Origin of the sequence: Virgibacillus dakarensis (assembly GCF_900155625.1) — a bacterium.
GTDB classification, from domain to species: domain Bacteria; phylum Bacillota; class Bacilli; order Bacillales; family Amphibacillaceae; genus Lentibacillus_C; species Lentibacillus_C populi.
Window position 1 is genome coordinate 2080588 of record NZ_LT732554.1, and the last position, 14200, is coordinate 2094787.

14 protein-coding genes, 1 pseudogene and 1 riboswitch are annotated in these 14200 nt (G+C 39.9%); of the genes and pseudogenes, 12 read left to right on the plus strand and 3 right to left on the minus strand.

Features of this window, described 5'->3' with window-relative positions:
* Positions 1-369: 369 nt before the first annotated feature.
* Complete coding sequence (locus tag CZ382_RS19460; RefSeq protein WP_088052809.1) at positions 370-1179, minus strand: DUF2935 domain-containing protein; 810 nt, start codon at positions 1177-1179, stop codon at positions 370-372.
* 170 nt (positions 1180-1349) lie between these two features.
* Here CZ382_RS19460 and CZ382_RS19465 point away from each other — a divergent pair, with 170 nt between their 5' ends.
* The 11 genes from CZ382_RS19465 to CZ382_RS19510 all read left to right on the plus strand — a co-directional run bounded on the left by CZ382_RS19465 (position 1350) and on the right by CZ382_RS19510 (position 12111).
* Entirely contained in the window at positions 1350-2288 is a 939-nt protein-coding gene (locus tag CZ382_RS19465) for an LCP family glycopolymer transferase (RefSeq protein ID WP_088052810.1), read from the plus strand.
* 519 nt (positions 2289-2807) lie between these two features.
* On the plus strand, positions 2808-3797 hold the full coding sequence (locus CZ382_RS19470; protein WP_088053553.1) for a sugar-binding protein: 990 nt from the start codon (positions 2808-2810) through the stop codon (positions 3795-3797).
* Positions 3794-5233: a sensor histidine kinase gene (locus tag CZ382_RS19475; protein ID WP_088052811.1), complete on the plus strand. Its 1440-nt coding sequence runs from the start codon at positions 3794-3796 to the stop codon at positions 5231-5233. Before CZ382_RS19470 ends, CZ382_RS19475 begins: the two co-directional genes overlap by 4 nt.
* Positions 5221-6651 (plus strand): response regulator, encoded by a 1431-nt coding sequence (locus tag CZ382_RS19480; RefSeq protein ID WP_088052812.1) that lies wholly within the window; start codon positions 5221-5223, stop codon positions 6649-6651. The genes CZ382_RS19475 and CZ382_RS19480 overlap by 13 nt, the downstream gene beginning before the upstream one ends.
* Before the next feature lie 95 nt (positions 6652-6746).
* Entirely contained in the window at positions 6747-8045 is a 1299-nt protein-coding gene (locus CZ382_RS19485; RefSeq protein WP_188725858.1) for an ABC transporter substrate-binding protein, read from the plus strand.
* A 94-nt stretch (positions 8046-8139) separates the two neighbouring features.
* Positions 8140-9078, plus strand: a complete 939-nt coding sequence (locus CZ382_RS19490) for a carbohydrate ABC transporter permease (protein WP_088052813.1) — start codon at positions 8140-8142, stop codon at positions 9076-9078.
* Positions 9079-9146: 68 nt separating this feature from the next.
* Positions 9147-9899 carry a carbohydrate ABC transporter permease gene (locus CZ382_RS19495; protein ID WP_371871416.1) on the plus strand — a complete coding sequence of 251 codons (753 nt, stop codon included), beginning with the start codon at positions 9147-9149 and terminating at the stop codon, positions 9897-9899.
* Between the two features lie 242 nt (positions 9900-10141).
* Entirely contained in the window at positions 10142-11038 is an 897-nt protein-coding gene (locus tag CZ382_RS24020) for an RNA-guided endonuclease InsQ/TnpB family protein (RefSeq protein WP_407701311.1), read from the plus strand.
* Complete coding sequence (locus CZ382_RS24925; RefSeq protein ID WP_102414825.1) at positions 11032-11223, plus strand: zinc ribbon domain-containing protein; 192 nt, start codon at positions 11032-11034, stop codon at positions 11221-11223. The genes CZ382_RS24020 and CZ382_RS24925 overlap by 7 nt, the downstream gene beginning before the upstream one ends.
* 228 nt (positions 11224-11451) lie before the next feature.
* Positions 11452-11712 (plus strand): AbrB/MazE/SpoVT family DNA-binding domain-containing protein, encoded by a 261-nt coding sequence (locus CZ382_RS19505; RefSeq protein WP_088052815.1) that lies wholly within the window; start codon positions 11452-11454, stop codon positions 11710-11712.
* Positions 11713-12111 carry a type II toxin-antitoxin system death-on-curing family toxin gene (locus tag CZ382_RS19510; protein ID WP_088052816.1) on the plus strand — a complete coding sequence of 133 codons (399 nt, stop codon included), beginning with the start codon at positions 11713-11715 and terminating at the stop codon, positions 12109-12111.
* A 58-nt stretch (positions 12112-12169) separates the two neighbouring features.
* Here the strand turns inward: CZ382_RS19510 and CZ382_RS19515 are convergent.
* Together CZ382_RS19515 and CZ382_RS19520 are read right to left on the minus strand one after the other, a co-directional pair.
* Positions 12170-12298, minus strand: a pseudogene (locus CZ382_RS19515) (N-acetylmannosamine-6-phosphate 2-epimerase); the annotation flags it as partial.
* Between the two features lie 6 nt (positions 12299-12304).
* Positions 12305-13096: an SDR family oxidoreductase gene (locus CZ382_RS19520; RefSeq protein WP_088052818.1), complete on the minus strand. Its 792-nt coding sequence runs from the start codon at positions 13094-13096 to the stop codon at positions 12305-12307.
* A gap of 241 nt (positions 13097-13337) precedes the next feature.
* Positions 13338-13384: riboswitch (PreQ1 riboswitch) on the plus strand.
* 286 nt (positions 13385-13670) lie between these two features.
* On the opposite strand from CZ382_RS19520, the gene queF reads away from it, so the two are divergent.
* Positions 13671-14168: a preQ(1) synthase gene (gene queF, locus CZ382_RS19525; protein ID WP_088052819.1), complete on the plus strand. Its 498-nt coding sequence runs from the start codon at positions 13671-13673 to the stop codon at positions 14166-14168.
* Positions 14169-14200 lie beyond the last annotated feature (32 nt).

Here is a 14200-nt window from a genome sequence, read left to right on the forward strand (position 1 = left end):
GTTGTAAAAATTTATTCAACTTTGTTTCATGTTAATCAACAAATGATTAAATACTATTGTAGTACTTATCGGATTAGAATTACAACCCCTTATAATGAAAAGATTTTTACTTTTCTGTTTAGAATTAAGCAATTTAGCCAAAAATTACATTATTTCACATTTAAGGTGTCTAGTCACACCTTGAATTTTGTCGAATATTATTCGGATGAGGGCAGGTGGTGCTCCCGATTTTTTGCTACATGATTAGCTCTTATTATATTCTGCCAACGTAGCTCATCATGATCAGTCAGTTATCTGGAGTGTAAAAATTTGACAATTTGCTAGATAAAAAAACAGGAACAGCTCTGTCCCTGTCTACCTGCTCAAAACCTAACCAGGATCCTTCACCCTTGGCTTTGTCGGGTCACAATTAGGTGTTTCCGTGTTTGCGGAGTCAGCCAGTTTAATTAAGTAGTAGCACTCCTCCCTCGCCATGTGATCGGCCATTAATGCGGAAAATGTACCTAATACCTGGTCAGATAGCTCCATTTCTTCCAATTCATGCAAAAAAGTCCGAAATAAATTCATTTCTATTTCTACATCGCTATTAAATCGTTTTAATGCTGGAAACGTTTCGATGTTCGCGCGGAGAAAACCAGTTAGATCAACTGCTTTCAAATAAAATTGATCGAAGTGCTTGGTAAATGTATGACTTTTTTCCTTCAGCCTTTTTTCCACCCCGTCCATCCGATCATTGATTGCTCCGGCGTGACCAGAGGCATCCATCAGCCATAATAAATGATGATGCAATTCGTGAAAAATTGGCGGGATTTCCCCTTTCTTCAGATAACGTAAGACAAGCTGGTATTCCTCTAATTCATTAACCATGTGATTGATAAAGGTGGGGGTAAGGTGAATCCCGAAATTGCTGGTCAAGTGACGTCTAATAATCGATAGCTTAAATTCTTTTAACTGTTCAGCGGCATCCTCAGCAGCTTCTGCCAACGAAATAGCATTTGTTTCATTGAGTGATCGGGATTGATTCAGAAGGTGGTCGAAATGATGGATAAAATGGTTCGCTGTTTCAATATCCTGTTTTTTAGACGGATAAAGTGAATCGTGAATAAATCTTGAATGATCCCTCAGTACTTGCAGCCAGAATTGATGTTCAAATGCAGCACTTTGTAAGTAATCAGCCAAACGGAACAACTCCTTTATATGATCCTCATCTATTTTATTCACCTGCTAGCTGTTCCTATTACATTGATTTTTTAAAATTTCAATATCGAAAAATAGCGAAATGTGGTAAAATAATATAGGTTAATATCCCTAGTCAGGTTTAAAATAACAAGAAATACGAGGAGTCTAATATGAAAAGAACAAAGAAAAATAGCAAGTCAAAAAAATTATGGCTGAAAATACCGCTTGTCATTATTCTGTTACTTGTATTAGGTGTCGGGGTGTATGCATATTCGGTCTATCATAACGCAAAAGAGACTGTAAATAATAAAATGCATGAGCCGGTAGATGCAATCGATCCCGACGTTACGAAGAAAAAGGTGAAAGCGACTGAACCATTAAATATATTACTGCTTGGCATCGATCAGCGCTCCAATGATAAGGGTCGTTCGGATGCTTTAATCGTATTGTCGCTTGATCCGGCGAACGACAAAATGCAACTGATCAGTATTCCGCGTGATACAAGAACGACGATTATTGGTAAAGGATTTGCTGATAAAATTAATCATGCCTATGCATATGGCGGATCAGATATGTCTGTCGCTACGGTGGAAAACTTTCTTGATATCGACCTCGATTATTATGTACGGATGAATATGGAAGGGCTTCAGGAGCTCGTTGATCAGCTCGGCACCATTTCCGTGAACAATGAAATTGCCTGGAATGATGGGAAGTACGATTTTACCACTGGTCCAGTTGAAATGGACGGTGACAAAACGATGCATTTTGTGCGGATGCGCAAACAGGATCCAAATGGTGATTTTGGCCGGACAAAACGGCAGCGTCAGGTTATTGAAGGCATTGTTAATAAAGGAGCGAGCGTTGGATCCGTTGGTAAAATTAATGGTGTGATCGATATTCTCGGTCACAATATGGCAACAAATCTTGATTTTGACGATATGAAAAAACTGCTGAGAGGTTATAAAGATACGAGAAAAAATATTGTAAGTTACCAAATGAAAGGATCGGGGACATATATTAAAACGAATGGTAAGGACATATATTATTTGGTTGTCCCTGATGAGGAAATTTCCAAGGTTCATGGGATGATATCCGGCAATGGGCAATAAACTTACATCAAGACTGCAAAAGAATATAGAAGGATAGGTGGGGCGCACCTTGCCCGTAGAGATCCAATTCGTTCAAAGGGATGAAGGCCCGCATGTCTTCAACTGCACTAGTGGTCCTGTGGGTTGAAACCCCGCTGAATGAAATTTCACTATTACCTCAGCAAAATCGAAAACCTGTGCATTGTTATGATGTACAGGTTTTCGTTTAAACAGAAACACGATTTTCGTTCAGAAATGATAGTTTAGTTACAAGAGACGAACTAGCTGCAAAGCAAAATTCAGGAGGAAGCAGGAACATACATAAATGAACTGCTTTTTCAATTTAATTATTCATATCTAAATATAAATATGGGAAACTTACGCGAATGGCTGATAATACTTCTTGCTTCAGAAAGCAGCCAACAAGCCAACAGGTTAATCGATATAAATGATCGTGAACGGGAGCCGGATAATCATGTTCTTTATTTTCATGGTAAAATAAGTCTACGGATCATATCGGAAAGTAAAGCAGGTGAAAAAATGAAACCGGATTCAAAGCTTTTATTGTATACATTTAGTGGCGTAATTTTTACGATTAGCTTTATTGGTATGCTTATTTATGGGTACAAAACGTTTTATATCGAAACGAATGATGTGGCGTCTGAAGACTATGGATATCACTTTGCCTTGATTGCCGAAGAATCCGATAATGATTATTGGCGGCTGATTGAGAAAGGCGCAATGGAGGCGGCAGAGGAAAATGATATTTATATTGAATATGTCGCACCGGCAAAAGCGGATAATGAAAAAATGCTGAAATTACTGGATCGCATGATATCCGCTAAGGTAGATGGGATAATCACACAGGGAGTTGAGGGTGAACGGTTTGTTAATTTGGTACATAAAGGAATTGAACGGGGAATCCCAATTATTACAGTTGATACGGATGTCCAGAGCAGTGAGCGAAAGGCATATGTAGGAACAGATAATTTTTACGCCGGTCAGCTTGCTGGCAAGGCGTTGCTGGAGAATACGGAGGGTGAACAGTATGTCGGCATTGTTACAGGGAGGTTTGACGCAATTAATCAGCAGGAACGGATTGCCGGGTTTAAACAAGCAGTTCAGGGGAATGATCGGATCCATATTGTCGAGATGAAAGAATCAAATATTACAGTGGTTGGTGCATCACAGGCAACTTATTCCATGTTAAAACAATATCCGAAGATTACGGCATTATTCGGAACGAGTGCGCTTGATGGGATCGGCATCATTGATGGCCTTGAGGAGATTGTGCCGAATAATGATATGTATATTATAGCCTTTGATGTCTTGCCTGAGACATTGAATTTAATCAAACAGAATAAAATAGATGCAACCGTAGCACAGTATCCGGAAGAAATGGGCTATCAATCGGTAAATGTTATGATTGAATTGCAAAGGAACGACCTTTTAGAAACCGAGCAATATACCGGAACAAACATTATTAAGAAGGAAGATTTACTGCAGGACCGAATTGGTGATACAAAATGAAAACAATCAAGGGAAAACTATTAGTCTATTTTTTCGTATTTGTTATTCTTTTTCAGGTCACGGCCATTTCGATATTTGTCAGTTCCAATAAGCTGACAAATATATATAATGACAGCTTCCGGCGATTTCTATTATTAAATTCGATTTCCCAAAATTCTGAGGAACTGTATGCGGAAACCCATAAATTCGTTATGGAAGCAGATCCGGCTAAAGTGAAAAACTATTATACGGCAAAAAGTGCTTTGCAAAATGAGAAAGATAAGGTAGCATCCTCCTTCTATGATATCGACCCGATCGAAATGAAGAATTATCGTAATTTGCTAGAGTCGTTTATTCATGAAAGTGAGTTAACGGTTGGATTTGTCCTAAGGGATGATATTGAGCAATATACCTATCATCTGGAAGAAACCCGGAATGCTTCAGAATACATTCAGGAGGCAACATTGGAATTAATTGATCTCGAACTGACGGCATATCAATCATTTTACCAGGATTTACAATTGCGAAACAATTCTTTTTTCTATTTTATTGTTTTCTTGTTTATTTCGACGATCATGCTCGCCATCTTTTTTGCTTTATGGTTTTCCAATGGCATCACAAGGCCGATAAATAAATTATCAAGGGCGGCAAAGGAAGTTTCGGAGGGAGACTTAGTAGGGAGCCCAGTAATCATTCGCTCTATTGATGAGCTGAAATTGCTTGGTGATACATTTAATAGTATGCGATCCAATATTCGTGAACTTGTACAGGAAATAAAGGATCAATCGGAATTGGACAGGCTGCTGAAGGATATGGAGTTAAAACATCTGCAAAGCCAGATTAACCCGCACTTTTTATTTAACACGTTGAATACATTGTCGAAAATGGCCTATTTGGAGGACGCAACATCAACGTCTTCACTTATTGATTCCGTTGCGACTCTGCTCCGCCACAATTTGGGAGAGATAGACAGTCATGTAACATTAAAAGATGAAGTAAAGGTAGTGAAGGATTATTTTCACATTCAAAAGACCCGTTTTTCGGAGCGGATTCAATTTGAAATGAATGTTGACGAGAGCTGTTTAACGAATCAAGTACCCCGGTTAACTTTGCAGCCTTTGGTGGAGAATGCATTCATTCATGGAATTGAAGAAAAGGAAGAGGGGGGGACTATCGTACTGAATATTTCTCAGAATAGCCATCATGTAATCGTAATGATCCAGGACGACGGTGTTGGTATGAGTGCAAATAAAATCGCTCAAGTCATGTCACTGGCGAAACAGCAGGATGCACATGTCGGGCATTCGACCGGGATTGGTTTGACAAATGTTATTCGCCGTCTGCAGTTATTTTATGGGCGGCCACATGTAGTAGAGATTCATTCGGAAATCAATAAAGGGACAACCATTTCATTGTTTCTTCCAAAAAAACAGGGGGGTAACGGATGCGCATACTGATTGCGGAGGATGAACTGCTGGAACGAAAAGCTATGATCAAGTTTATTGAAGCCAACTTTAATGATATGAAGGTAGTGGGGGAAGCACCGAACGGAAGAAGGGCCATTGAATTGGCACAAACAGTAAAGCCCGATATCATTTTTATGGATATAAAAATGCCCGGTTTAAATGGACTGGAAGCAATTGAGAAAATCCGTCAAGTTAATTCCGCCGTTAAATTTATTCTCGTATCGGCATACGATTCATTTGCTTACGCGAAGCAAGCGATGCAGTTTGGGATAAAGGAATATATTTTAAAACCGGGAAAAAAAGAGGAAATCGTGAGGGCTATCCTTCGTGTGCAAAAGGAAATTTTATTTAAACAAAAGAAAGATGAAGAAACATTGAAATCGAACGAGCTGGTCAAGGAACACTTGTTGACGAAACTGATGAAAAATCCGGTTGATGAAGGGGCGAAAAGCATTCAGCGACAATTTTTTCCAGTGTGCAAAAATGGCTATTTTCTTGTTGTCCAAATGGAAAGAGACATTCCTCTAGAGAACTTTTACAGTATTCTGGAAAAGCATCTTACAACACCATTTATCATGCAACATCATGACGATCAATATACCATTTGCGTATTTACACCAGGAAAAGTGAATAAGGCAGAGATTCTGCATGCTGCAAGAGGAGTACAGCTCGAGCTTGGAAATGATAGTTTTGTCGGAGCGGGCAATCCTTCTGCCACAATTGATGATTTACCCAAATCTTATCAGGAGGCATTCACGGCATGTTATGAGCTGGAAAAGGAAGGATCAAGACATTATGGGTTTCTTAACAAGAAGGAGAATTCTATCCATCGTGACAAATCAATGTCCAGATTAATAGAAATAATTGAACGGGGAAATGATCAGGATGCAGTGCATTTGTATAAAGAGGATCTCCGATATTTCGGGACACGTGATGTAGACGAACTATACTTGCGAATAAAAGATATGATGATGGAACGGGGATTAGCAGTCCCGGAACGAAGTCTTTCAGAATTGACAACTGAAAAGGATTGGGAAAAGTTTATCACGGCATGCTGTTTGCGCATGCAAGACTACTATCAATCAAAACAATATATCGAAAAAGCAAAGACGTTCATGCAGCAGCATTTCCAACGTTCGCTTACGTTGGAGGAGACAGCGCTTCATGTCGGTTTGAGCCCCAATTATTTTTCCAACTTGTTTAAACAGGAATTTGGGACAACGTTTATCGACTATTTGACCAAAATTCGTCTGCAGAGGGCAAAGGAATTGCTGGAGGAAAACAGGTTTTCGCTGAAAGAAATTAGTTCAATGGTTGGATATAATGACCCGAATTATTTCAGCAGGGTGTTTAAAAAGCATTTTTCCGAGTCACCGAAGCATTTTCGGCAAACGATCTTAAAAAAATGAAGAGAATAGTAAAAATGTGCAGGAAATTTTTCGCCGTTTCACACAGATCTTTTTTATACTGGTTGTAAGCGTTAACAAATAAGGGGGAATTATTAGTGAAGAAAGCGTATGGATTTATCCTATTCCTGGCATTGGCGCTTGTCCTCGCTGCATGCAGTTCGGATTCATCGGGGAAATCTGATGGGGATTCGGAAAGCAAAAGTGGCGACAGTGATAGTGCTGGTGGCAAAGTGGAAATTTTTAGCTGGTGGACTGGTGCCGGTGAAGAAGATGGATTGCTTGCTCTAATTGATTTATTTAAAGAAAAACATCCGGACATCGAAATTGAAAATGCTGCTGTTGCCGGTGGGGCAGGAACAAATGCGAAAGCAGTACTTGCGACCAGAATGCAAGGGGATGATCCGCCATCAACATTCCAGGTTCATGGTGGCGCTGAATTGAACGAAGGCTGGGTTGCTGCTGGTAAGATGGAGCCACTGGATGATTTTTATGAAGAGAATGAGCTAATGGATAAGTTTCCGGAAGAATTGATTGATTTAGTGAGTAAAGATGGAAAGATTTATTCGGTTCCGGTTAATATTCATCGTGGGAATGTCTTGTTCTACAATATGAAGGTGTTTGAAGAAAATGGAATTGAGGTACCAACAACCTTTGATGAGTTCCTTGCAGCTGCCGATAAATTGCAGGCAGCGGGTATAACGCCGCTTGCCTTAGGTGATAAAGAGGGCTGGCCGGCTACACAGGTGTTTGAAAATATATTGTTAGGTGTATTGGGACCAGATGATTACAAAAAGCTTTTTGCCGGTGAAATTGGCTTTGATGATAAACGGGTTAAAGAAGCTGTAGATAAATTTGATAAAATACTGGATTACGCCAATGAAGATCACGCCTCGCGCAATTGGCAGGATTCGGCGCAGCTAGTTGCAAATGGCGAAGCTGCAATGATCAACATGGGTGACTGGGCAAAGGGATACTTTAACAATGATTTGGATTTGGAAACAAATAAAGACTTTGGCTATTTTGCCTTTCCGGAAACAGACGGTGATTTCATGGTTATAACGGATACATTTGGTTTGCCAAAGGGTGTGGAAAATCCGGACGATGTAAAAGAATTCTTAAAGGTTCTTGGATCTGTAGAGGGACAGGATGCGTTTAACCCATTGAAAGGATCGATTCCAGCACGGGTGGATGCGGACAAATCCAAATATGACGAATACGGCAAAGACGCAATGGAAGACTTTAATAATTCACGTCTGGTTCCAAGTCTTGCCCATGGGTCAGCAGCATCAGAAGGGTTTTTAACAAAGGTGAATCAAGCAGTAAATATTTTTGTAACGCAACGTGATGCAGATAACTTTACTCAAGCATTACAAAACGCAGCATCAGAGTTGTAAAAATAAAAAGAAATGAGGCTGCCTCATGTTAAGGCAGCCTTGAAATTTTTAATGGTATACAATTTACAACCTCTCTCGTTAGGAGGCTTTTCATGTGGAGAAAGAAATACAAATAAAACGCAAGAGAAGATTAACAAAAGACCAATGGACAGCAATCGCTTTCTTAATTCCGTCTTTTCTCTTAATTCTGGTTTTTGTTTATGGATTTATCGGCTGGACAGGGTATGTTTCACTAAGCAATTGGAATACATTGGTACCGGACTTTTCGTTTGCCGGGCTGAAAAATTATATCTTTTTATTTCATGATTTCCGGTTTCAGGCTGACCTGAGAAATACGTTATTTTTCACTGTCCTCTTTATCGGTCTGGTCATCATCCTTGGAATGGGGATTGCCATCTTAATCGACCAGAAATTAAAAGGGGAATCCATTTTCCGCAATATCTTTTTGTTCCCAATGGCGTTATCGTTTATTGTTACCGGTGTCGTTTGGCAATGGCTGTTGAATCCGTCTACTGGATTTAATCATTTTTTGAGCAAGGTCGGAATTGAGCCAAAATGGTATACCGATACAAATGTACTGGCGGGGTTTGAGTGGGGAAATATTGAGTTTGGTTTGCCTGTTGCGATTATTGCGGTAGTCATTGCGGCTGTCTGGCAAATGACCGGATTCTCGCTGGCGATGTATCTGGCTGGATTACGCGGTATCCCCGAAGAATTGCGGGAAGCGGCCAGGATGGATGGAGCAAGTGAGTTTCAGGTTTATCGAAAAGTAGTTTTGCCGATGCTTTTGCCGATTACTGTAAGCGTCATAATTATCATGGCCCACATATCGTTGAAAATATTTGATTTAATTTATGCGATGACGGGATCAGGAGCAAATTTTGTTACCGACGTGCCTGGTGTTTACATGTTCGAGACAACCTTCAGAGGAAATTATTATGCAAATGGTGCTGCTATCGCCATCATCATGTTACTGTTAGTTGCGATATTTATTGTTCCTTACCTATGGAATAGCAGAAAGGGGGATCAGTAATGGCAGCTGCAAATGTATGGAAATTCTTTAAGTATGCAATTTTGATTTTACTTGCTATCCTGTTTCTAATGCCTGTTTATGTCATTATTGTAACAAGCTTGAAACCGCTGGATGAAGTATCATTGGAACAGATGTGGGCATTGCCAACTTCGATTGATTTTAGTTCTTATGCAGCGGCATTTTCCAACCTGGCACCTAATTTTATGAATAGTATCTACCTCGTTGTGCCGGCAACATTATTGTCTGCATTGCTTGGTGCGATGAATGGCTATGTGTTATCAAAGTGGCGGTTTAAAGGCGCAAATACGATCTTTACGATTATTTTGTTTGGTATGTTTATCCCGTATCAAAGTATTTTAATTCCTCTAATTCAATTTTTACGAACAATTGATTTGTATAATACGATTACGGGATTGATCCTGGTGCATGTTGTATACGGGTTGCCGATTACAACGTTAATGTTCCGCAATTTTTATGCCAGTATTCCCGACACGATGATTGAAGCTGCCAAAATTGACGGGGCGAGCTTTTTAGGGATTTTCAGGCATATCATGATTCCGTTGTCGATTACGGGATTCGTGGTCGTGGCAATTTGGCAGTTTACGAATATTTGGAATGAATTTCTATTTGCGGTAACGATTACGACTTCTGACAAACAACCGATTATGGTTGCTTTGCAAAATCTATCCGGCAGTCAAATCGTGCAATGGAATGTGCAAATGGCCGGAGCATTGCTGGCAGCCTTGCCTACGTTACTCGTTTATATCTTTTTAGGAAAGTATTTTGTGCGTGGATTGTTGGCGGGATCGGTTAAGGGGTAGGCTGTTATTTATTTCATCTATTATCCAGTACGTGCTGGATAATAGATGTTTTTTATTGCCTATTTCTGCGAATGGGTGTGAAATTGGAACGTTATTTAACTGCCTTCCGAAAGAAGTCTCCCTCTTCAAGCCTGTTACTGGCAACCCCTAAAGGCTAAGGGGGAGATGAATTTCGGTTTGCTTTCGTAAAATGCTTGTAAACCCCAAACGCATGATCCATAATAGGGTTAGGAGGTGCATTCATGTTACTGAATCAAAAATATGAAATTTTCCCTTCATCTGAACAAATAGAAATACTGGAGACCTGGCTTTCCTATTGTCGGCTAACATACAACTCTGCACTTCTCGACAAACAACGTAAATACAGACAATCGAAGGAATCGTATAGTCGTTTTGACATGCAAAAGCAATTGAAACAAGACAAGCAAGAATGGGAATTCCTAAAAGAAATACCATCACAAGCCTTACAAGAAGTGTTCCGCCGCCTAGACCATGCATTTACCAAATTCTTTCGAAAAGAAGCGAACTACCCTAAACTCAAAAAATACAAGGATTACAACAGCATGACCTTCCCACAATTTGGCTTCAAACCGAACACACATCATCGCTATGCAGCATCTTTTACAGAAAACGGCAAGTTACAACTATCCAAGCTCGGGCAAATTCCTATTCACTTACATCGACCAATGGAAGGCACAATCAAACAACTCCTCATCAAGCGACAAGGCAGTCGCTGGTATGCTATTTTCAGTGTCGAAGGACAAGCATACCCAGCACCAATCAATCGTGATCTTGCAGTTGGCATTGATGTAGGGATAAATAAATACGCAGTTCTGTCCGATGGAAAAAGCTTTGAAAACCCTACATTTATTCATAAAACAGAAAAGAAACTTAAAAGAGCGCAAGCAAAACTTTCTAAAATGAAACGCGGATCGGCAAATTATGCGAAACAAGTGAGCAAAGTCCATTTGTTTTATGAAAAGGTAGCGAATCAGCGAAGAGATTTTTTACATAAATTAAGCTACCATTTGGCGAAAGACTATTCGATCATTGCCGTAGAGGATCTCGAAATCCGTCATATGGTAAAAAATAAACGTTTGTCTCCTATAAATGTGAACGAAATGGAGGCATCTTGCTAAAAGTCGATCCAGCATTCACGTCACAGGATTGTTCTACATGCGGAACACGAGTAAAGAAATCTCTTTCTATTCGTACGCATATTTGTAAAGGATGTGGAACAATCCTGGATCGTGACCACAATGCAAGTCTTAATATATTGCGTAAAGGAATGGAACAGCTGGATCAGATGGTGGCCTTCGACTAAATGAGAACACGAAAAACTGTAGAGCAAGGTTGTGTCCGAACAGTCTAAACAAAGCCTGTGGAGACAATGTAAGACGTCTTAGGAATCCCCTAAGATGCAATGGTCTGTGAAACAGGAAGCCCTACCTTCAAGCATTCCGAAATGATGATAAGGTGGGGTCATTCACAAATAGTGTATTAAAATAGCCGGAGTAATGTTATAATAATTATAACATTATAACAAAATGAGGTGTATGAACTGGATAAGTCGGAAAGAAAGATAACAAAGGTTGGAAATAGCTATGGTATAACAATACCGAAAGAATTCTTGAAAGAAGCTGGAATTTCTTACGGTGATAGTGTTGAGATCGAACAAAAGAATGGTGAGATTACCATGCGTAAAAAAGAAGAATTCAAACTGCCAGAAGGAATTAGTCCTGACTTTTTTGAGGTCTTGGAACGAAATACAAAAAAACATGATGAAACAATTCGGGAATTGGTGGATCGATAAATGCGGTATCTGACGTTTAAGGAAATTGCAGCCATTAGCCAGTATATAATTGAACGATTTAGTCCCGGTGAACAAATTGGTATTAAATCAGTTGAGTTACTGGATTCGGCAGTACATCGCCCACAGCAATCAGCATTTGGTACTGATGCATATGCAACAGTATTTGAAAAAGCCGGAGCACTGTTTGAATCCGTTGCACAAAATCATGCGTTTCATAATGCGAATAAACGGACAGCATTTCTGTCATTAACACAGTTTTTATCCTATAATGGGTACGATTTTCAAATGGATAGCCAAAAGGAACAGGCTGATTTTACCGTAGATGTTGTTAATAAAAAATATACATTCGATGAGTTAGTGAGGATTATTGAAAAGTACAGTACTCGTATGGATAAATAGTGAAACGAAGGTCAATCCAAAAAGGCCAGCCTTTAAAACAGGCTTGCCTTCAGTTTTTCTATTCCATTTCCGCTACAAATCGTTTGGTAATATCCCGTGGCCGTGTAATGGCACCGCCGACAACGCTTGAGAATGCACCAAGTTCTATACACCGTTTGTCCATTTCCGGTGTCATCACATTCCCTTTTTAAGTTTACAATGCTTTCACCAATCCACCATCAACGACAAGTGTCTGTCCGGTAACATAGGTGTTGGCTTGTGAGCATAAATAGACGACCATATTCGCAAATTCTTCAGGCTCTCCGTACCGCTTCATCGGTATCCCTTGCTCCGTCCTTTGCTTTAAGTCATCCACATTCATGTTTAATTTTTCTGCTGTTAATTTATCCAGGCTGGCAACACGATCAGTCGCGATTCTGCCAGGTCCGACGGTATTAATTAAAATATTATGTTCCGCAAGCTCCTGTGATAGCCCCTTCGCCAGGCCAACAATTCCTGCCCGAAACGTGTTTGACAAAATCAGATTATCCAATGTTTGCTTTATCGATGAAGAAGCAATGTTAACGATGTGTCCACGCTTTTGCTCCTGCATGTATGGCAGTACTTCCCGAATCGCCCGGACAAAGCTTAACAGGTTCAGTTCAAATGCATGTTGCCATGCTTCATCATCAAAATCCTGAAACATCCCGGCAGGTGGCCCACCAGCGTTGTTCACCAGAACATCAATGGTCCCATTTTTCTCAGCCGCTGAAGTGATTAATAGTTTAAGCTCATCTGGTTTCGTAATGTCACAGACCATATAGTCGACATTTTCATTACCAGTTTCTTTCCGTATCTCATTTTTTGCCTTCTTCAGTTCATCTTCGTTCCGGCTTGAAATAAAAACATGTGCACCTTCAGACGCAAACAATTGTGCAGTTGCTTTGCCTAATCCTTTGCTTGAGGCCATTACGACGACGGATTTTCCTTGTAAACCTAGATTCATTAGTATTGCCTCCTATTAATAGTTTTTTGACAGATTATTTTAGTTTTTGCTTTGTTTATCTAGATGTTCAGAACTGGGTGTTCATCTTAGTATGTATCAATAATCGCTTATTTGTAAATATTTTCGCATATCCAGTTTCATATCGGTTTTCCTAGCTGGGAGCCCATCTATCGGATTGACAACCCATCCCCGTCACTATATACTATTCTAAGAATATGAATACTGCATATTCATTCAAATACCGGGAGAGGTTCTTAGCTTAAACCCTCTATAAAAAACTAAGGACAGATGACACGATTATGAAGCCATGTGCCTCCTTGGGCCGTGGTTTTTTTGAAAGTAAAGAAAGTATATAGTTTTTAGCGATATTAATTCATGATCGAGAAGAGCCATGTCCAGCTCCAGCGCCCAGCAACTAGCAAACTTCACACTCCTTCACTACGATAAGTCAACATCGGTTCGCTTCCAGCTCACCGTGTTTCCTTTATCTCATTGCGGAGTGCTCCAGTTTGTACGTTGCTAAACGGGCGCTTCCGCTTTTCTTATTGCTTATAAACGAAAAGGAGGTTTTAAAATGGCAGGGAGACGCGATGATGAATTGAAGGATATCACCCTTTTAGGTAGCCAAGGAACAACTTATGCATTTGATTACACACCAGAGGTTTTGGAAACATTTGATAACAAACATCCTAACCGGGACTATTTTGTCAAATTCAATTGTCCGGAATTCACGACACTTTGCCCGAAAACAGGGCAGCCTGACTTCGGAACCGTGTACATTAGTTATATCCCCGATGAAAAAATGGTTGAAAGCAAATCGTTGAAACTATATCTTTTTAGCTTTCGTAATCATGGGGATTTTCATGAAGACAGCATGAATATTATTATGAACGACCTGATTGAACTAATGGATCCGCGGTATATTGAAGTGTGGGGGAAATTCACTCCACGCGGCGGAATATCAATTGATCCATATTGTAATTACGGAAAGCCTGGAACTAAATTTCTGCAAATGGCCGACCATCGGATAATGAATCATGATCTATACCCCGAAAAAATAGATAACCGCTAAGTAAATGAGGGTAGCTAAGTCCTTTTCTTAAT

Coding starts and splice junctions, on each gene's coding strand:
- CZ382_RS19465 (WP_088052810.1), top strand. CDS start 1,350: ATGAAAAGAACAAAGAAAAATAGCAAGTCAAAAAAATTATGGCTGAAA.
- CZ382_RS19470 (WP_088053553.1), top strand. CDS start 2,808: ATGAAACCGGATTCAAAGCTTTTATTGTATACATTTAGTGGCGTAATT.
- CZ382_RS19475 (WP_088052811.1), top strand. CDS start 3,794: ATGAAAACAATCAAGGGAAAACTATTAGTCTATTTTTTCGTATTTGTT.
- CZ382_RS19480 (WP_088052812.1), top strand. CDS start 5,221: ATGCGCATACTGATTGCGGAGGATGAACTGCTGGAACGAAAAGCTATG.
- CZ382_RS19495 (WP_371871416.1), top strand. CDS start 9,147: ATGCCTGTTTATGTCATTATTGTAACAAGCTTGAAACCGCTGGATGAA.
- CZ382_RS24020 (WP_407701311.1), top strand. CDS start 10,142: ATGTTACTGAATCAAAAATATGAAATTTTCCCTTCATCTGAACAAATA.
- CZ382_RS19510 (WP_088052816.1), top strand. CDS start 11,713: ATGCGGTATCTGACGTTTAAGGAAATTGCAGCCATTAGCCAGTATATA.
- CZ382_RS19520 (WP_088052818.1), bottom strand. CDS start 13,096: ATGAATCTAGGTTTACAAGGAAAATCCGTCGTCGTAATGGCCTCAAGC.
- queF (WP_088052819.1), top strand. CDS start 13,671: ATGGCAGGGAGACGCGATGATGAATTGAAGGATATCACCCTTTTAGGT.